Genomic DNA, 17,968 nt, shown 5'->3' on the forward strand with positions numbered 1-17,968 from the left:
GATGTATACAACTTATGAAGGACATTTAATAGGGGATGGCTTAAAAATAGGCATCGTCGTTTCAAGATTTAATGAGTTTATTACTGGCAAACTACTAAGCGGAGCACAAGACGCTTTAGTCAGACATCGTGTCGCACCGGAAGATATCGAAATCTGTTGGGTGCCAGGTGCATTTGAGATTCCTTTGATAGCGAAGCGTATGGCTGCCTCAAAGAAATATGATGCCGTTATCGCACTCGGTACGGTCATTAGAGGAGCAACTCCTCATTTCGACTATGTATGTAATGAAGTGGCAAAAGGAATCGCCTCTTTGAATATGACAGAAGAGATTCCCGTGCTTTTTGGTGTGTTGACGACAGAGACGATTGAACAAGCTGTCGAGCGTGCAGGCACGAAGGCGGGCAACAAAGGTTGGGATGTTGGAATGGCTGCCATTGAAATGGCAAACTTGGTGAAAGTGATGGCATAAAAAACATACTAACATTAGTAGTACAAACCAAGGCCATGGTTTGTGCTACTATTTTTTTATAGTAGAAGTGAAGAAAAGCCGACCAGCCTCTTGGACCTTTTGAGTCCGTATTTAAAACCGGCTAACTTCACGCCCTTATATGAATCAGTTTAGTATGTTGGGTCCATAGAGATCGTGTATAAGAAAGTGGAATCGATAAGGTAGTGTGGAGGCTTCTATGATTGGTCAAGAAGGAGAAATGAACATGAAACATGTCGTAGCTTTAGATGTGAGTAAAGGAAAAAGTACGATTGCGATTTATGATGGTTATCGCCAATGTGAATTTGAAGGCGAATTTCATCATACACGTGTTGAATTTGAACGATTGCACGAAAGAATGGCAGAGATCACAAAGGTAGATGGCCAGGCACCAGATATCGTGTTTGAAGCAACCGGCGTCTATTCAAAACCTATCGAAACATTTCTCAAAGATTTTGGCTATGCGTATTGCCGCATGAATCCACTTGAAGCCAATTTACAGATGGCGAAGATGCGGCGGCATAAAACAGATCTTAGTGATGCCCATGAACTTGCGAAGACCCATTTCCAAGCGGCGCGTAAACATACATATATCCAAGATGATTATTATGAACAGATGCGTGCCTTGACGCGTTATTACGATGAAATTGATGAAGAAATGATTTTACTGAAAAGCAGAATGCATTCTATTTTACATCTTAGCTTCCCGGAATTAGAAAAGCTCATTACACCAAGTTCAGCTCTGTTCTTAAATATTGTTCAGCTCTATCCGCATCCTGCACTTTTACTGGATCATTCAAAGACGGTCATTAAGAATCGTTTAAAAGCTAATACAAGAAAGAACCTTTCGTTGGCACGAGCTGAAGCGAAAGCATCCGTTCTATTGGAAGCAGCGCGAAACAGCTATCCAGCCATCAAACCGAATGATATTCGATGCGACCAGGTTCGTGATTACGCGTCCCGAATTGCCGACTTGAAGGAGAAGAAAGATACACTGATAAAACAAATGAAAAAGTTATCAGAAGGCCGAAAAGAATATCTTGTTTACCGCTCGATACCGGGTATAGGCGATTCGACGGCATGCCGATTAATCGGAGAAATTGGAGATATTCGCCGCTTTAAGAATGCGAAACAATTGAACGCTTACGCAGGCATCGATATTATGCGATACCAGTCGGGCAATACACAATATAGAGATCGTATTAATAAAAGAGGAAACAAACATCTGCGGAAGATTCTATATTTTATGATATGCGCTATGCTTATGGCTAAAAGAAAGCCGAATCATTTTGTGGATTATTACTACAAATTAAAAAAGCAACCTCAGAGGAAGCCCCATAAGGTTGCGATCATCGCCTGCATCAATAAGTTTCTGAAAGTGACATTTCAGTTACTGACGTGTGGCATTCTATACGATTATGAGTCCGCACTACCAGCTCAGAAATCGTAATCACTTACCTAGAACTATACCACAATGACCTTTCGAAAAAAATTAAAATCGTCAGGTCTTTTTGGCGTATCTAAAAAGGACGGTTAAGAGGGGTGGGATATCCCGCCCCTCTTAACCATCCTAGAAAGTATAAATAAATCTTTTAAAAAGGTTGACTAATTGTAAGAAAGAGGCTGGGACAAAACATAAAAAATGCATGAAGGCAAATTCGCCGACATGCATTTTTTCTGCTTTTACAATGTTTCTTTTTTATCTTTATAAGTGGATCGGAGCGGAAAAAGGCCGACTCCTGCGGGATTTAGCGCGAATGTTGAGACCCCACAGGGAGCAAAGCGAAGCGACGCGGACGAGGAGGCTCAAGCGCGCCCCGCGGAAAGCGTGCCTTTTGGAGCGCAGAGGAACGGTCTATTTAGAGTTTTGTCCCAGCCACCTCATTATTAAATCCCCATTTTTCTGCTTGACTGTGTGACCGGTTTTGCTTGCTGGCTTTTCATTTTAGGGCCTTGTTGAATAGGGTTGCCAGTTCGTTTGTTAACGGAAGCTTTGTTCTTCTTTGCTTCGAGCTGTTGTTTGACTGCGTCTTTTAAACTGATTTTCGTTTTTTGTTCCGTCATCGCATGTCCTCCTTGGTTTTCTTCATCGTAGTTCCTAAATCGTACCATTTCCCTTATAGCATTGTCTACATAAATTCGATGATGGAATTTACCTCTATACGTCGCTTTAGAGTTTCGTCAGTCTCCGTTCACAGATCGAGCTTGACCAGTAGATTTTCGTAAGCCTAGCCACAAAAGTGTAAAAATGAGAAACGCAACCGCCTCAAGTGAAAGAATATACCATGGATACGGTCCTAGCACGTCTAATAAACTACCGTTTTCCGGCTTGTTTCGTAAAAACATGTAATTCCCGTCAACTAACTTGTTCACAAGCAAGATCACTGGCAATAGAACATTTAAGACGAGCATCGTTTTTACAACGCCTTTAAAGGTCGGTCGATATCCTTTTATCCAGATGAAATATAAACCCGTTAGGATAATCATTGCATGGGTATAAAAGAAATGAAAATAACGGAAATGTGGGAAATCCATATCCAACACGGGTGTTACAATTGCTTGGAGCGCGCCTCCAATACCCGCAAAAACAACAAAATCGACGACATGCTTATTTCCCGTCCATAACAGAAAAGCTGTAACGAGTAGCGACAAGCTGCATAGCTCCAATGGCAATGAATCGACTAATCGCCAACGCTCCGATTGTACCATCCATACATGATAAAGGATTTCCATCCCCATTAATGAAAGTGCAATTCCCCGCTCTATACGTCTCGTTTTTTGCATGTCAAATTGGAATTTCTTCCGGAATGCAAACAAACTGATCATCAACGCTAAAATGACGCATAGTGTAGCGATGTGGACGGTCGAAAACATGATAAATGGCGCGGACAATGGAACACCTCCTCCGACAAACTTCTTTCTACTCATTAAACGAAATTGTTAGAGAATGGTTCCATCTGATGAGCGTGTAATCTTTGCGTTTCGCGTAGTAAAATCGACGTCCTTGTAATAGGCATCCTTGACAAGTAAATTGGGCCCTAGGCATTGAACAGCTGGGCAATGGCAGCTAATCGACTTGGCGAGTGGACGTTCTAACCAACGATCGAGCATGTCTGGTAACGAATCCGATGTAATGTTCCCCATCGGCGGTGTGTCACCAAAATCTGTGACAATGACATCTCCTGTGAAGATATTGACGTTCAATCTAGAGCGTCCATCCGGATCATTTCGTACGGAAACATTTTTGCTGATGTAAATCCGCTTTAACAGTTGAAGGTCTTCTTCGAGTGGGCTGCAAGGATAGAATGGCAACGTGCCAAATAGCATCCACGTATCTTCATCACGGACATCGAGCAAATCATGCAATGCTTTTCTCGTTTCTGCAAGCGACAATACTTCTAGAGAACTTGCAAAATCACTCGGATACATCGGGTGGATTTCATGACGTGCACACTTCATCTCTTCAACTACTTGCTTATGAATAGATTGTAAATGTGGCAATGTCCGTTTATTCAGCATCGTTTCTGCTGAAACCATCACACCCATATCAGCTAGAGCTTTACTGTTATCGATCATGCGTTGGAACTGCGCTGCTCTTCGTTCACGTGGCGGCTGCTTTTCCATGTTGGCAAATCCGCCTTCCACAAAATCATCTACCGTCCCCCAATTGTGGGAGATGTGCAATACATCCAAATATGGGGCTACTTGCTCATAACGTTCGAGTGGCATTGTCAAATTAGAATTCATCTGCGTTTTGACGCCACGTCCGTGTGCATATTTCAAAAGGGGTAGCACGACTTGTTCAACCGATTTTTTTGAGAACATCGGCTCGCCACCCGTAATGCTGATTGTCCGCAAATGTGGAATTTCATCCAATCGAGCGGTCAATAGTTCGATCGGCAAAGCGTCCGGATCTTTCGGTTGTAACATGTATCCGACTGCACAATGCTCACAACGCATATTACATAAATAAGTCGTAGTAAATTCGATACTCGATAACGTCAATTGACCGTGTTGTTTGACATCCATATACGCTTCCCACGGATCGTTTTCAACAGTCATCGGACGGTTTTCAATACTGTAAGTTGTCATATGATCAAAACTCCTAAATTAGATAAGTAACTTATTAAGTATGCGCTTGATCGTCTAGTTATTCAAGGGTTTACAATGAAAAAGCACCTTCCGTATGATGTTCAGAAGGCACTGTGTAGTATGAATTCATGTACTTATTCTACATCTTCTTTCTTCAATGACTTTTCCTTGCTCCATCAATAACATCCGATGCCCCAATTTTTTAGCTTCGTCTTGATCGTGTGTCACAATAATGAACGGGATTTTCCACATTTCATGGATACGAATGAGCTCATTCTGACACTCGATACGCGTTTGCTTATCCAGTGCGGATAGCGGTTCATCCAATAAAAGAATGGATGGTTCCGTCGCTAACGCTCTTGCTAATGCTACACGTTGTTTTTCGCCGCCGGAAATTTGGTGCGGATACTTGTTCAGTAAATGTTCAATTCCAAGCACATTCATAAGTTGCTCAATGATGGTATTTACCTTGACCGTTGTTTTTTTTACACCATAATAGATATTCTTCTCGACTGTCATATGTGGAAACAAGGCGTAATCCTGAAAAAGATAGCCAATATTTCTTCTTTGAGTGGGTAGTGAATTGTTCGGTGAGTGGAAAAACGGTTGATTATTTAACACGATCTTTCCGCCATCTGGATTGGCTAGCCCTGCAATACAATTGAGAATGGTCGTCTTGCCTGCTCCTGAAGGTCCAAATAGCACAAGAATTTCATCTCTCATCGTAAACGAAACATCCAATGGAAAGTGCGCAAGTTGTTTTTGTATCGTCACTTCAAGCATGGGTACACCTACTTTACTTTTCATTTGAATATCGCCTCATATTCCGTCTACTCCACCAGTTCAACCACAAAATCGTGCTAAATCCAAGCGCAACAATAATGACCACCCAAAACGTTGCCTTTTCCATTTGTCCGGCTTCTACAGCAAAATAGATGGCCATCGGAATGGTGTCTGTCTTCCCCGGAATGTAACCTGCCAACATAAGGGTCGCGCCAAATTCTCCGAGCCCTCTTGCAAATGACAGCACGAATCCTGCAAGTAATCCTGGCCAAGCGAGGGGAAACGCAATTGTCCAAAATACACGCCACTCAGAAGCACCCATCGTCCGCGCGGCGTTCTCCAATTTCACGTCTACACTCGTAAAGGCGGCTGAGGCACTTTGATACATGAGTGGAAAAGAAACCACAACGGCCGCAATGACCGCACCAATCCAAGTGAACACGACTTGATAATCAAACCATTCCAGCAGCCATTTACCAATCCATCCTTTTTTACCGAACAAGATCAACAGTCCAAATCCGACAACCGTTGGCGGTAATACAAGTGGAAGTAAAAACAACGCTTCCAAAATACTTTTCCCGAAAAATTCTTTCCTAGAAAATCGGTGTGCAAAAATGAGGCCGAGTAGAAAAACGATTGCAGTGGAAATGACCGCCACTTTTAATGATAACAGTAACGGTGAATAACTCATGTCCATCATCCGTGCACACTCCTTTGCGAATTACTTGAAACCATATGCTTCTAATGCTTTTTTTCCTTCCTCGCTACCTAGATAAGCAAGAAGTGCATGAGCTTCCGCTTCATGCTTCGTACTTTTTACGACCGCACCTGGATAAACAATCGGCGCATGCCAATTTGGATCCGCTTCCGCTAACACCTTCACCTTGTCAGAAATGAATGCATCACTCGAGTACACCACACCAAGATCTGCATTCCCTAATTCTACATGCGTTAATACTTGCCGTACATCAGAACCCCTAACAAGTTTGTTCTGCAATGTATCCCACAAGTCAAGGTGCTCTAACACCTCTTTAGTATAACGCCCGATAGGCACGCTTTCCGGCTCACCAATTGCAATGTTCGTGATTGCTGCATTGTCAATGTCCTCAAATGAAGGTACTTGGAACTGTGCATCGCGGTGGCCAATCAACACGAGCGCGTTTTCCGTAAAATTACTACGCGTCGAATCGATCAGGAGTTCTTCACCTTCTAGAACATCCATATCCTTAGGACTTGCGGATAAAAACACATCTACAGGCGCACCTTGCGTAATTTGGGTCGCCAACTTACCAGAACTGCCAAAATTGAAGGTAACCGTAACGTTTTCATGTTCATTTTCAAACGAATCTTTTAACGCTGTCAATGCATCTGTTAAACTTGCAGCCGCAGCGACTACTAATTCTACTTCCTCTTCGCCATCGTTACTACCTCTTTCCGATGAACAACCAGCCAATAATCCGACAACACAAAGAGCAATCCATATGTTCTTTAACCGAATCACGCTACTTCCATCCCCTTATCCTTTAGTGTATTTAGATATATCTAAATATAACATAAAATAACTATAGCATACTAATTATAATTTAATAGATATAAATAGTTCTCGTTCACAATCGAACATACTAATTATTATTTATTCCTATTATACATGTTCTAATCTTGCAAATTATTTTTTAATAAGGGACAATGAATAGAAGAATCCTACTAGGAGGCTACTATGAATAACCAATCTACGACATCGTTTACAACTGAAGAACTTGCTGAGCAATTGAAAGTATCAAAATTGACGATCTATGATTTGATAAAAAAAGGTGAGCTTCGCGCGTATCGTGTTGGGCGTCAAATGCGTGTCGACGCGATTGACTTAGAAGCCTATAAGGAAAGTACAAAAAGTGGAGGTGTATCTGCATCTCCTATCCCGCACACAAAAGAGCAACCAATGGATAGTACGAATGAGGTTAACGAAGTATTCACAGAGGAACCTACCCCTCACTTCCCTACCTTTGCAACCCGTCAAGTGATCATTAGTGGTCAAGACATGAGCCTCGATTTACTAGCGAGTGCAATCGAAAAAGAGAACATTGGCTACCGACCATTACGATCTTATCAAGGTAGTTTAAACAGCCTCATTGCTATGTACAATGGCAAAGCGGATATTGTGAGTACTCACCTATTTGACGGGGATACAGGAGAATACAACATTCCTTACATTAAGCGTATATTAAATGGACATTCTTTCATTGTGATGAATTTATTAGCAAGGAAGGCAGGTCTGTATGTACAAAAAGGCAATCCGAAAAACATCCAACACTGGAGTGACTTGCAAAGACCGTCCATAAAAATGATCAATCGGGAAATCGGCTCAGGGGCTAGAGTATTGTTGGATGAACAATTGCGTATGGCAGGGATAAAAGGCAATCGTATTGAAGGATACGAACAAATTGAAATGAACCATATTGCTGTTGCGAGTAAGGTTTCAAATGGGCTAGCTGACGTTGGAATCGGAATCGAGAAAGCCGCCACGTTAGTAGACGTGGACTTCATCCCCCTCATCCAGGAGCAATATGACCTTGTGATGTTTAAAAGACCTGACAACAAGCACTTGCGCGATAGCATTTTGAAGACCCTACAAGGTGAAGCTTTCAAAAATGAAATGCGTGCAATGAGCGGTTATGACCTTTCGATGACAGGCACAATACTGTATGAAACACCTTAACGTGCTCGATCTGAATAAAATAATAGGATGCTAATGAAGTACAACGACAGGTTAACATAATAATATTATGTTAACAATTGTACCTCCGATGCACATAAAAAAAGACGAGAAGGCTTTACACCTCATCGTCTTTTTTAAATGCATATTGTTATCGTGAAGGTTTTTCATAATGATACTGTTCGTCCGTTTCGAATTTATTATACCGAAGACGTAACAGTTTAAACAAATGCGTGAACACTACTTTTAGCAACGCATAGCCCGGGATACCGAATACGACCCCTACTACCCCAAACAAAGAACCACCTGTTAACAATACGAAAATGATAGTGATTGGATGGATATGCAGCGATTTCCCCATAATTTGCGGGGAAATGAACTTCCCTTCGACTAATTGTACAATCGTCCACACAATGGCAAGCTTCACGAGCATGAAAGGTGAAGTGACAATTGCAATAATGACTGCAGGTGTAATTGCGATGATTGGGCCTAAATATGGCACGACACTTGTAAACATGGCGAGTACACCTAATAGCCAAGCATAATCCATACCGATGATTCGAAAGCCGATGGAAACCATTATGCCAATGCAAATTGCGACGAGTATTTGTCCCTGAATGTAAGCGCTGATTTGATGGTCAGCGTCTTCGAAAATTTCTTGGGCATCGTCACGGAGACGCGGAGGCAACATTTTCAATAGCATTTTCGGAAATTTTTCACCTTCTAGCAATAAATAAAACAAGATGAAAGGTACAGTCACAATCGCCAGAACAAATCCGGTTAAGGCAGAGATGAATGATGTGACACCAGAAGCAAGTCCGCCAATTGCATCCGTAAATAGTTGTCCAATAGACCCTAACCGTTCATCCAAGAACTTGTTGACGTCAATATCTAATTCTTTGTAATAAGATGAAAAGATCGAAGTGCGTAAAAACGAGTCAATATTAATGAGCATCTGATTGAAATATGTAGGAAACTCATCTATTAAATTCATAAATTGAGTCTTTAAAAAAGGAAAAACGAGAAATACGAGTAAAGTGATTAAACCTATTAATGCAATGAAGAGGATTAAAATACCCCATATCCTAGGAATCTTCCACTTCTCCAATAAGCGTAAAAGCGGTCGCAGTAAATAATACGCGATTGTCGCTAAAATAACTGGTAAAACAACAGTCGAGAAAAACACTTTAATCGGATAAAAGATAAACGCCACTTTACTGAAGACTAAAATAATAATGCCAATCAGTAAAATTGAGAGAAGGACGAACATTGTCGTACGGCCTCCTAGAAAACGAATGGTTCTTGACGAGCCATTGTCCATGCGATTGGTCGCCTGTCCTTTTTCAGAAGTATGATGCGTACCCATTGCTAATCCCCTTCTCTCTCTTTAGTCATTGGTTGGTTCTAAGAAAGCGGCTAACGCTTCTTTATTTTTTTCGAGGTCCAATTCGATCACAGACCCTGCATGTTCATATCTTGTAAAGCGATAGGTTCCTTCTATCGGAATAGTTAATGTTTCAAGTTCCGGTTTTCCATTCATTAAAAGCGTCAATGCTTTTGAAATCTCTTCTTTCGCTGTTAAGTCTGTCTCAATATACCCAGTCAATGCACCAGACAACTTAGGCACATGCAACAACATGCCGGGGCGTAACGCTTCCTCTTTTATCGCCGCGAGAACTTCCTGCTGCCGGCCAACTCGCCCAAAATCCCCTTCTGCATCTGCACGGAAACGCGCATAGCCTAGAAGTTCTTTGCCGTTCAAATGTTGCTTGCCAGGCATTAACGTAACGCCGATTTTTTCGGACATTTCTTTTTTAACGTTCATTTCCACACCATTTGGAAACGCGATATCAACAATCGATTCAAAATTATCAAAGTCAATGATTGCATAATGATGGATCGGAATACCGAACATCCCAGTAATGGTGTCTTTCGCGGTTTGAACACCATTTAAATAATAGGCAGTGTTCAATTTATAGGATTGGTAGCCAGGGATATCAGCGTATATGTCCCGCATAAATGACACAAGTCGAAGAGACCCTTCTTTCTTGTTCCAAGAAAGCACCATCATTGTATCCGTACGAGACTTACCGCTTCCATCATCGTCTACACCTAGTAATAAATAATTCTCAACAGAAGGATTTTTCGGATCAATGACATCCCCTTTAAAAGGACCCGGATCAATCGCATTCCCTTCTGCTAACGATTTACCTTTCTGATATTGAATGTATGAATAGAGCCCGCCTATGATGAACATGAGAAAAAGCAGTGTGAAGAACAACCTTCCTACCCTTAATCTCCTTCTTCTCCGTCTTCTTCTCGGAACGGGACCTTCGTATTGGTCTTCTGTCAAAGTAAATTCCTCCAAAAAATGATGTCGTCAATAGGACGAATGGTAGTAATGCGGGTTGCATGACAAGATCGCCATCGTTCAATCTTGTAAGTTTCTCATGTGCAACCGGCTCTTTACCTATGTCCGTTCCCTTCCTACGCATAGTCTATAATGAAGGTGGTGGATTTTATGGGAAATGAACATGGTCATAAAACCGGTTTTTCTTTCGCGTTGTTAGTAGTGCTTTTCATACTATTGATCATCATCGGTGCAAGCTACTTGTATTAATTAATCGTCAAAATACACATACCCACTCATTAGCACCTCGGAAAGGTTGTACGCACGTTTACAAAACGTAGGCAACCTTTCTATTTATTTTACAGAATTCAAGCGACAAATCAATTGTAAAACGTTCGTCACTCTTATGGTACAATCGGTAGAGAAAAAAGGAGTGATTTAAAATGTCCAAAACGACTATTGAAAAAGCGGCATTTGCAGGTGGGTGTTTTTGGTGTATGGTGAAACCGTTCAAAGAATGGGACGGCATTCATGATGTCGTATCGGGCTATATGGGCGGACATGTCGACAATCCTACATATGAAGATGTAAAAAAAGGTGATTCTGGCCATTTGGAAGTTGTTGAAATTACGTTTGACTCTTCAATTTTCACATACGAACAATTGTTAGAAGTCTATTGGCAACAAATCGACCCGACCGATGCTGGCGGACAATTCCAAGATCGAGGGCATTCGTACAGTACTGCAATTTTCTATTATACGGAAGAACAACAGCATGCGGCACAGACTTCTAAAACTGCATTAGAAGAAAGCGGTAAATTCAATAAGCCTATCGTTACAGTTATCAGACCTGCAGAAACGTTCTATCCTGCCGAAGATTACCATCAAGATTATTATGTAAAAGAAGAACAGCATTATAAAGAGGACCGCGCAAAATCAGGAAGAGACGAGTTCATTCGAGAGAATTGGTTGAAGTGAAATGGTTAGGGGTTGTTTTCCCTCATTAAAAGTGAAACTGAGTTCGCTCAGGTTCACTTTTTTCTTTCGCACTGTAAGCGTACGAGTGCTCTCATTGACCGTGGATGCTGATTTTTCATGCTGACGGTCAGTTAAAAGTGCTCTCATTGACCGTGAATGCTGATTTTTCATGCTGACGGTCAATTTGAAGTGTTCTCATTGACCGTGGACACTGATTTTTCATGCTGGCGGTCAATTAGAAGTGCTCTCATTGACTGTGTATGCTGATTTTTCATGCTTACGATCAATTAGAAGTGTTCTTAATGACCGTGCATGATGATTTTTGAGGTTATCGGGCAATTAGAAGTAATCTTATTGACCGTGGACGCCAATTTTTGATGCTATCGGTCAATTAGAAGTCCTCTCATTGACCGTGGACGCCATTTTTTGAAGCTGACGGTCATTTAGAAGTGCTCTTAATGACCGAGTATGCTGATTTTACATGCTTACGGTCAGTTAGAAGTGATCTCATTGACCGTGAATGCTGATTTTTCATGCTGACGGTCAATTTGAAGTGTTCTCATTGACCGTGGACACTGATTTTTCATGCTAACGGTCATTTAGAAGTGCTCTTAATGACCGAGTATGCTGATTTTACATGCTAACGGTCAATTAGAAGTGTTCTCATTGACCGTGGATGCTGATTTTTGAGGTTAACGGTCATTTAGAAGTCCTCTCATTGACCGTAGACGCCAATTTTTCATGCTGACGCTCAATTAGAAGCCCTCTCTTAACAACTTCTCATTGCTTTCACATTATCCACTCACCTCTCATCCAACTTCCCCCTATTCAAACGGACACTCCTTACACATCAAAGAACTTGTGTTCGCATCGCGCTGTAGTATAATAGAAAGATAGAAAGGATGAAGAATGATGGAGCTTATTCATTGGGAATACGGTAGAAAATATCAAGTGAAAGGAATCTTTAACGAGTTTCCTTCAACCGTCGTCATCTTTCGTCAGATCAAGGATTATTATTTTATTTATACAATGTCGGCAATTGACGATACATCGCTTCCAACGAGAAAACAATATGTGCAAATGGAATATTTGCTAAATAAGGAACTAGGAACGCTTCCTGCGTATCGAAATCGGCAAGTTTTTCGGACCTCTCTTCAAAACCAAACAGATTTTCATATTGAAAAGAAAAACGCGCAAATACACATTGATGACACACCACTTTGAAAAGATTTCATGTTATAATGGGAGCATTGTGAATTTAGGAGGATTTTTCTATGATAGCAGTCAGTAATGTAAGTCTTCAATTCGGTGACCGCAAACTGTTTGAAGATGTAAATATACAGTTTAATCCAGGTCATTGTTACGGTTTAATCGGTGCAAACGGTGCGGGTAAATCGACTTTCCTTAAAATTTTATCAGGTGAACTTGAGCCGCAAACTGGAAATGTCATCATGAACAAAGATGAGCGTTTAGCGGTACTTAAACAAAATCACTTTGAGTATGAGGAAAACGAAGTGTTAAATACAGTCATCATGGGGCACAAACGCCTTTATGACATAATGACTGAGAAAAATGCAATTTATATGAAAGAGGATTTCTCAGACGAAGATGGGATGCGTGCTGCAGAACTTGAAGGTGAATTCGGTGAACTGAACGGTTGGGAAGCTGATTCAGAAGCAGCGATTCTTTTACAAGGTTTAGGTATTCCAGAATCTCTACACCATGTTAAAATGGCTGAATTGAGCGGTTCTGAAAAAGTGAAAGTGCTACTTGCTCAAGCTTTATTCGGTAAACCTGATGTACTTCTACTCGATGAGCCGACGAACCATTTAGACTTAAAAGCAATCCAATGGCTTGAAGAGTTTCTAATCAACTTTGAGAATACGGTAATTGTTGTATCGCATGACCGTCATTTCTTAAATAAAGTATGTACACAAATTGCCGATTTGGACTTCTCTAAAATTCAATTGTATCCAGGAAACTATGATTTCTGGTACGAATCCAGCCAACTCGCATTGCGTATGGCTCAAGATCAAAACAAGAAAAAAGAAGAGAAGATTAAAGAATTACAAGCGTTCGTAGCTCGATTCAGTGCGAATGCATCCAAATCCAAGCAAGCGACGTCTCGTAAAAAGGCGCTTGAAAAAATCGAGTTGGATGACATTAAACCATCTTCTCGCCGTTACCCGTTCGTTAACTTCCAAATTGGACGTGAAATTGGGAATGACGTGTTAAGTGTTCAAGGTTTATCGAAAACACAAGACGGAAAAGTAATGTTCAAAGATGCGACATTTACTATGAATAAAGAAGATAAAATCATTCTTCTTGGAAATCCACTTGCTAAAACGGCATTATTGGAAATTCTCGCTGAAGAAGCTCAACCGGACGAAGGAACATTCAAATGGGGTGTAACAACTTCACGTGCGTACTTCCCTCTTGATAACAGTGAATTCTTTGAAGGCTCAGAGTCGTCATTAGTTGAGTGGTTACGTCAATATTCACCTGAGGATCAAACGGAAACATTTTTACGTGGATTCCTAGGACGTATGCTTTTCTCTGGCGAAGAAGTGAAAAAGAAGCCATCCGTATTGTCAGGTGGCGAGAAAGTGCGTTGTATGCTGTCAAAAATGATGCTTTCTTCTGCCAACGTCTTGTTGTTAGATGAACCGATGAACCACTTGGACTTGGAATCGATTCAAGCACTTAATAACGGATTGATTGCATTTAAAGGGGCAATGTTGTTCACATCGCATGACCAACAGTTCATCCAAACAGTTGCAAATCGAATCATTGAAATCCGCGAAGACGGTACGATATTTGATAAAATGATGCAATATGATGAGTACTTGGAGTGGAAAGAGCAACAAGCAATTTCATAATAGACCGTAAAAATGGCCGTTTTCTGTACTCGCAGAAAACGGCTTTTTCCGTTGTGTCAGCTTTACACATGATCTTCTGAAGCATAGCTTTGTGTATCTCGTCAATAATAATCAAAAAGGAGTGGAAAATAGATGCGTACGATACAAAACCTATTGATTATTATGAGTATCTGCAGCCTTTTCGTAGTTGGATGCTCCCCTGCCACTACAGACCTTAATAACAGCGGAAATAGCGGCGAAAGTGCCCAGCCAAATGAAAAGACGGATAAAGAAATTACAGATGCAGCAAAAAAGAGTGAGCTCGTTGATTATTTTCTGCCTGACACTTCAAAAGCAATGTTTATTGGTGAAGGGAACGAATACGCTGACTTGGATATTGATTATGCGCATCCGTTTAAGAACTATGTCATCGTGCACGAAAATAATGGTGGTACGTTAATCCGATACATTTACAAAATCGAATCGGATCAAATTTTAAGATTGGATCAGCGAGTGATTGAGTTAAAAGAAGACTTCCCTTCTCTTGACGAATTACAAGCAATGGAACCGAATGGAATTTATTTAGAAAAACCATTTGAAGTTGGTACGACATTTGATGAATGGAAAATTGTTGAGACGGACATTACATTAGAAACACCTTATCAGACATTTGACCACGTTTTCGTCATTGAATCGACATCTGATGATGCGGTGAATCGTAAATATTTCGCTAAAGGTTTTGGGGAAGTTAAACGGGAATCCGTCATGACCATGACGAACGGAGAAGAATACAAAGTGACATCGACCTTGTCATCCGTATCAAAACCATAAAAGGCGCGCCCACTTCTTCTAAAAAAATCACAAGTAAAAAAGAGGCTACCTCGTAAAAGGCGCCTCTTTTATTTGACGAATTATTGTTTCACTACGTTAGCAGCTTGAAGACCACGGTTGCCTTCTACAACTTCGAACTCAACGTGTTGACCTTCATCCAAAGTTTTGAATCCGTCTCCCTGAATAGCAGAGAAGTGTACGAATACATCGTCTTCTCCTTCAACTTCGATGAATCCGAAGCCTTTTTCAGAGTTGAACCATTTTACAGTACCTTGTTTCATGTGTGACTACCTCCAAATAATTATACTTTCTAATACATGAAAAAAATTCACATATTACAAAAGGCACCGACAACGCCGATCACCTTTTGTAATACGTGAATCCGTCTGTTTCGGTAAAACTGATATTGTTACTGTTACTATACCATACCCAATTTAATTGTCAATATAACAATATCAAATATTCGAATTATTCTTCAGAATAATTGGAGCGGGCTCCCCATCGACAAAAGAGATAATGCCGTGAAAAATTTGCAACTCATCATCACAACCTTCACAATAGACTTTTTCTTCATCAGACCAAAATGCAAAGAAACATTCCTTACGCACTTCATGATGGTCAAATTGTCCCGAAAATTGCATTGTAACTGTATCCATATATTGTTTTGCTTCCGCTTTACAAGTAAAAACTTTTCGTGTTTGAATTTTTTCCTTCCAATCTTCAAACAACCACCACGGTTCATAGTCTGCTTTCATATAAATTACTTCATACATAGTTGATAGCTCCTCCTATCCATAAAGACCGTGAGTGGATTTATTTTAACAAATCCTTTCTCCAGTTCCAAGTAAATGGTTTCGTGTGTCCAATAGAATGTATTTCGCCTTCAAATACGTTATACTTGAACGTATAGACTGAAACTTTTCGGCCATTAAAACGTAATAAAGTAAAGAGACTTGAAGGAGGCCTGCATTCGATGCAAGAAGTTAAACAATTTTTCCTCAGACACTTTATCATTGCGCCCGTCAGCGCAGCAAGTTGGTTCACGATGATTTTTGCTGCAGGCATCAACCCATTTGCTGCAACAGGCCTAATGATTGCCATCTATCTAGGAGGTAATTTCACAATAAAACAAGTGCAACTTTCTTCAAATGTAAAACAACTCGGCATGTCTAGATCCGAATATAAGCATATTCAACATCAAATTACTGAAGCAAAAGGGAAAATAAAACAATTGAACAGCCTATATGGCCAAGTGCGATCTGTACAAGCGTTTAAACAAGTGTATGAAATGAACAACTTGGCTAGAAGGATTCTTACCATTGTACGCAAAAATCCTGCGAAATTTTACCACGTAGAAAAATTTTTCTATTCGCACTTGGATTCTGCGGTCGAGTTGACGTCAAAATACGCTATGCTTGTCAATCAACCATTAAAAGATCAAGAAATCAGGATTGCCCTCCAACATACAAGGGAAACACTTACTGATGTAAACAAGCAACTTGAACAAGATTTAAGAGGGGCTTTAGCTACAGACATCGAACAGCTTCAACTTGAGCTCGATTATGTAGATGTAACGATGAAAAACAACAAACCGTTGCTCGATATGAAAGGGGATTTCCGCAATGACAGAAAATAATTCGACGAACAATGTGAAAACAATGGATGACCTATTAGATAATCCTTTTACAATGGATGACACCTTACTACCAAAAGAGATGCAAACTGAACAACAAAATAACGGTGTCGCTGTTAAACTACTGGATCGTTTAACGCCGGAAGAACAGGATAAAGCGAAGCAATTAGCGGAACAGATTCCAGTTGGAAACTATGAAGCGATTATTACCTATGGAGCAAATGCCCAAAATGAATTATCACGCTTCTCACATAAAATGCTTGATCATGTCCAAAGCAAAGATATCGGTCCTGTCGGTGACGTGTTAAGCGATTTAATGGGAAAACTATCTGAAATTGATCCTGAAGATTTGTCCGAAAAGAAGAAATCAGGGCTTAGTCGTTTATTTAAAAAAGCAACACGTTCCATTCAGGAAATGATGACGAAATACCAAAAGCTCAGCACACAAATCGATCGAATTGGCGTCCAACTTGAACATTCAAAACGCGGGTTACTTGAAGATGTTCAAATGCTAGACAGTTTGTATGAGCAAAACAAAACGTACTTCCAAGCATTGAATGTATACATCGCAGCAGCTGAATTGAAGCGAGATGAGATTGCCAATGTCATTATTCCTGAAATGCAACGGAAAGCTGAACTTTCAAATGACCAAATGGCCTTTCAAGAAGTGAATGATATGGGACAATTCCTTGATCGACTTGAAAAAAGGTTGTATGATCTTCAGCTATCACGCCAGATCACAATTCAAAGTGCTCCGCAAATACGGATGATTCAACAGACAAACCAGACGTTAGCAGAGAAAATTCAATCATCCATCATGACATCCATTCCATTATGGAAAAACCAGATTGCGATTGCGCTTACGTTAAATCGTCAACGGAAAGCCGTTGAGTCGCAGCGATTAGTGACAAAAACGACAAATGACCTTCTTTTGAAAAACTCCGAAATGCTGAAGGTCAATTCAATTGAGACTGCGAAGGAAAACGAACGTGGAATTATTGAAATTGATACATTGAAGAAAACACAGGAAAATCTTATCCAAACGATTGAAGAAACGCTTGTCATTCAAGCGGATGGGCGTGCAAAACGAAAAGCTGCTGAAGTGGAAATAGCCCGTATGGAAGAGGAGTTAAAACAGCGATTGTTAGCGGTGCACGAGAAAACGCAAACCCCTCGCCCTTCCTAAATTAGCAAAAAGCAACTCACCTAGCCTATAGGTAAGTTGCTTTTTTCATGAAGGTATA

General features: G+C 40.6%; 20 protein-coding genes. 10 read left to right on the forward strand and 10 right to left on the reverse strand.

Going from position 1 to position 17,968, the window contains the following annotated elements; all coding sequences use genetic code 11:
* Position 1 precedes the first annotated feature (1 nt).
* Positions 2-469, forward strand: coding sequence for a 6,7-dimethyl-8-ribityllumazine synthase (ribH, locus tag ACVHUV_RS12700; RefSeq protein ID WP_462084813.1), 468 nt, complete (start codon positions 2-4; stop codon positions 467-469).
* 244 nt (positions 470-713) lie between these two features.
* On the forward strand, positions 714-1,937 hold the full coding sequence (locus ACVHUV_RS12705) for an IS110 family RNA-guided transposase (RefSeq protein WP_371391898.1): 1,224 nt from the start codon (positions 714-716) through the stop codon (positions 1,935-1,937).
* A 437-nt stretch (positions 1,938-2,374) separates the two neighbouring features.
* Here ACVHUV_RS12705 and ACVHUV_RS12710 read toward each other — a convergent pair whose 3' ends face one another.
* The 6 genes from ACVHUV_RS12710 to modA all read right to left on the reverse strand — a co-directional run bounded on the left by ACVHUV_RS12710 (position 2,375) and on the right by modA (position 6,863).
* Positions 2,375-2,551 (reverse strand): hypothetical protein, encoded by a 177-nt coding sequence (locus ACVHUV_RS12710; protein ID WP_371391403.1) that lies wholly within the window; start codon positions 2,549-2,551, stop codon positions 2,375-2,377.
* A 117-nt stretch (positions 2,552-2,668) separates the two neighbouring features.
* The gene (locus ACVHUV_RS12715; protein ID WP_462084814.1) at positions 2,669-3,379 is read right to left on the reverse strand and encodes a YwaF family protein; all 711 of its coding nucleotides are present in this window, start codon (positions 3,377-3,379) and stop codon (positions 2,669-2,671) included.
* 48 nt (positions 3,380-3,427) lie between these two features.
* Complete coding sequence (yfkAB, locus tag ACVHUV_RS12720) at positions 3,428-4,579, reverse strand: radical SAM/CxCxxxxC motif protein YfkAB (RefSeq protein ID WP_462084815.1); 1,152 nt, start codon at positions 4,577-4,579, stop codon at positions 3,428-3,430.
* A 126-nt stretch (positions 4,580-4,705) separates the two neighbouring features.
* The gene (locus ACVHUV_RS12725; protein ID WP_462086910.1) at positions 4,706-5,362 is read right to left on the reverse strand and encodes an ATP-binding cassette domain-containing protein; all 657 of its coding nucleotides are present in this window, start codon (positions 5,360-5,362) and stop codon (positions 4,706-4,708) included.
* Between the two features lie 13 nt (positions 5,363-5,375).
* On the reverse strand, positions 5,376-6,062 hold the full coding sequence (gene modB / locus ACVHUV_RS12730; protein WP_462084816.1) for a molybdate ABC transporter permease subunit: 687 nt from the start codon (positions 6,060-6,062) through the stop codon (positions 5,376-5,378).
* Between the two features lie 21 nt (positions 6,063-6,083).
* Complete coding sequence (gene modA / locus ACVHUV_RS12735; protein WP_462084817.1) at positions 6,084-6,863, reverse strand: molybdate ABC transporter substrate-binding protein; 780 nt, start codon at positions 6,861-6,863, stop codon at positions 6,084-6,086.
* A gap of 216 nt (positions 6,864-7,079) precedes the next feature.
* Here modA and ACVHUV_RS12740 point away from each other — a divergent pair, with 216 nt between their 5' ends.
* Positions 7,080-8,078, forward strand: a complete 999-nt coding sequence (locus ACVHUV_RS12740; RefSeq protein ID WP_462084818.1) for a substrate-binding domain-containing protein — start codon at positions 7,080-7,082, stop codon at positions 8,076-8,078.
* Positions 8,079-8,226: 148 nt separating this feature from the next.
* Here ACVHUV_RS12740 and ACVHUV_RS12745 read toward each other — a convergent pair whose 3' ends face one another.
* Both ACVHUV_RS12745 and ACVHUV_RS12750 read right to left on the reverse strand, forming a co-directional pair.
* Positions 8,227-9,441, reverse strand: coding sequence for an AI-2E family transporter (locus ACVHUV_RS12745; RefSeq protein WP_371391409.1), 1,215 nt, complete (start codon positions 9,439-9,441; stop codon positions 8,227-8,229).
* 21 nt (positions 9,442-9,462) lie between these two features.
* Positions 9,463-10,428, reverse strand: coding sequence for an LCP family protein (locus ACVHUV_RS12750; protein WP_462084819.1), 966 nt, complete (start codon positions 10,426-10,428; stop codon positions 9,463-9,465).
* A gap of 168 nt (positions 10,429-10,596) precedes the next feature.
* On the opposite strand from ACVHUV_RS12750, the gene ACVHUV_RS12755 reads away from it, so the two are divergent.
* The 5 genes from ACVHUV_RS12755 to ACVHUV_RS12775 all read left to right on the forward strand — a co-directional run bounded on the left by ACVHUV_RS12755 (position 10,597) and on the right by ACVHUV_RS12775 (position 15,091).
* Entirely contained in the window at positions 10,597-10,695 is a 99-nt protein-coding gene (locus ACVHUV_RS12755) for a YjcZ family sporulation protein (protein WP_317946075.1), read from the forward strand.
* 173 nt (positions 10,696-10,868) lie between these two features.
* Positions 10,869-11,402 (forward strand): peptide-methionine (S)-S-oxide reductase MsrA, encoded by a 534-nt coding sequence (gene msrA / locus ACVHUV_RS12760; RefSeq protein ID WP_462084820.1) that lies wholly within the window; start codon positions 10,869-10,871, stop codon positions 11,400-11,402.
* A 912-nt stretch (positions 11,403-12,314) separates the two neighbouring features.
* On the forward strand, positions 12,315-12,626 hold the full coding sequence (locus ACVHUV_RS12765; protein ID WP_317946072.1) for a protein YuzH: 312 nt from the start codon (positions 12,315-12,317) through the stop codon (positions 12,624-12,626).
* 50 nt (positions 12,627-12,676) lie between these two features.
* The gene (locus ACVHUV_RS12770; RefSeq protein ID WP_371391412.1) at positions 12,677-14,281 is read left to right on the forward strand and encodes an ABC-F family ATP-binding cassette domain-containing protein; all 1,605 of its coding nucleotides are present in this window, start codon (positions 12,677-12,679) and stop codon (positions 14,279-14,281) included.
* 132 nt (positions 14,282-14,413) lie between these two features.
* A complete protein-coding gene (locus ACVHUV_RS12775; protein ID WP_462084821.1) occupies positions 14,414-15,091 on the forward strand; it encodes a hypothetical protein in 678 nt (225 codons plus the stop codon).
* 80 nt (positions 15,092-15,171) lie between these two features.
* Here ACVHUV_RS12775 and ACVHUV_RS12780 read toward each other — a convergent pair whose 3' ends face one another.
* Together ACVHUV_RS12780 and ACVHUV_RS12785 are read right to left on the reverse strand one after the other, a co-directional pair.
* Entirely contained in the window at positions 15,172-15,372 is a 201-nt protein-coding gene (locus tag ACVHUV_RS12780) for a cold-shock protein (RefSeq protein WP_184210741.1), read from the reverse strand.
* 174 nt (positions 15,373-15,546) lie between these two features.
* Positions 15,547-15,864, reverse strand: coding sequence for a DUF1033 family protein (locus ACVHUV_RS12785; RefSeq protein WP_317944248.1), 318 nt, complete (start codon positions 15,862-15,864; stop codon positions 15,547-15,549).
* A gap of 200 nt (positions 15,865-16,064) precedes the next feature.
* Here ACVHUV_RS12785 and ACVHUV_RS12790 point away from each other — a divergent pair, with 200 nt between their 5' ends.
* Positions 16,065-16,727 carry a 5-bromo-4-chloroindolyl phosphate hydrolysis family protein gene (locus ACVHUV_RS12790; RefSeq protein ID WP_317944250.1) on the forward strand — a complete coding sequence of 221 codons (663 nt, stop codon included), beginning with the start codon at positions 16,065-16,067 and terminating at the stop codon, positions 16,725-16,727.
* Positions 16,714-17,910 (forward strand): toxic anion resistance protein, encoded by a 1,197-nt coding sequence (locus ACVHUV_RS12795; RefSeq protein ID WP_317944251.1) that lies wholly within the window; start codon positions 16,714-16,716, stop codon positions 17,908-17,910. Before ACVHUV_RS12790 ends, ACVHUV_RS12795 begins: the two co-directional genes overlap by 14 nt.
* The last annotated feature ends 58 nt before the right edge of the window (positions 17,911-17,968 follow it).

Source organism: Sporosarcina saromensis (genome assembly GCF_054901285.1).

Coding starts and splice junctions, on each gene's coding strand:
- ACVHUV_RS12755 (WP_317946075.1), top strand. CDS start 10,597: ATGGGAAATGAACATGGTCATAAAACCGGTTTTTCTTTCGCGTTGTTA.
- ACVHUV_RS12740 (WP_462084818.1), top strand. CDS start 7,080: ATGAATAACCAATCTACGACATCGTTTACAACTGAAGAACTTGCTGAG.
- ACVHUV_RS12765 (WP_317946072.1), top strand. CDS start 12,315: ATGGAGCTTATTCATTGGGAATACGGTAGAAAATATCAAGTGAAAGGA.
- msrA (WP_462084820.1), top strand. CDS start 10,869: ATGTCCAAAACGACTATTGAAAAAGCGGCATTTGCAGGTGGGTGTTTT.
- ACVHUV_RS12780 (WP_184210741.1), bottom strand. CDS start 15,372: ATGAAACAAGGTACTGTAAAATGGTTCAACTCTGAAAAAGGCTTCGGA.
- modB (WP_462084816.1), bottom strand. CDS start 6,062: ATGATGGACATGAGTTATTCACCGTTACTGTTATCATTAAAAGTGGCG.
- ACVHUV_RS12725 (WP_462086910.1), bottom strand. CDS start 5,362: ATGCTTGAAGTGACGATACAAAAACAACTTGCGCACTTTCCATTGGAT.
- ACVHUV_RS12745 (WP_371391409.1), bottom strand. CDS start 9,441: ATGGGTACGCATCATACTTCTGAAAAAGGACAGGCGACCAATCGCATG.
- ACVHUV_RS12775 (WP_462084821.1), top strand. CDS start 14,414: ATGCGTACGATACAAAACCTATTGATTATTATGAGTATCTGCAGCCTT.
- ACVHUV_RS12785 (WP_317944248.1), bottom strand. CDS start 15,864: ATGTATGAAGTAATTTATATGAAAGCAGACTATGAACCGTGGTGGTTG.
- ACVHUV_RS12770 (WP_371391412.1), top strand. CDS start 12,677: ATGATAGCAGTCAGTAATGTAAGTCTTCAATTCGGTGACCGCAAACTG.
- ACVHUV_RS12705 (WP_371391898.1), top strand. CDS start 714: ATGAAACATGTCGTAGCTTTAGATGTGAGTAAAGGAAAAAGTACGATT.
- ribH (WP_462084813.1), top strand. CDS start 2: ATGTATACAACTTATGAAGGACATTTAATAGGGGATGGCTTAAAAATA.
- yfkAB (WP_462084815.1), bottom strand. CDS start 4,579: ATGACAACTTACAGTATTGAAAACCGTCCGATGACTGTTGAAAACGAT.
- ACVHUV_RS12795 (WP_317944251.1), top strand. CDS start 16,714: ATGACAGAAAATAATTCGACGAACAATGTGAAAACAATGGATGACCTA.
- ACVHUV_RS12710 (WP_371391403.1), bottom strand. CDS start 2,551: ATGACGGAACAAAAAACGAAAATCAGTTTAAAAGACGCAGTCAAACAA.
- ACVHUV_RS12790 (WP_317944250.1), top strand. CDS start 16,065: ATGCAAGAAGTTAAACAATTTTTCCTCAGACACTTTATCATTGCGCCC.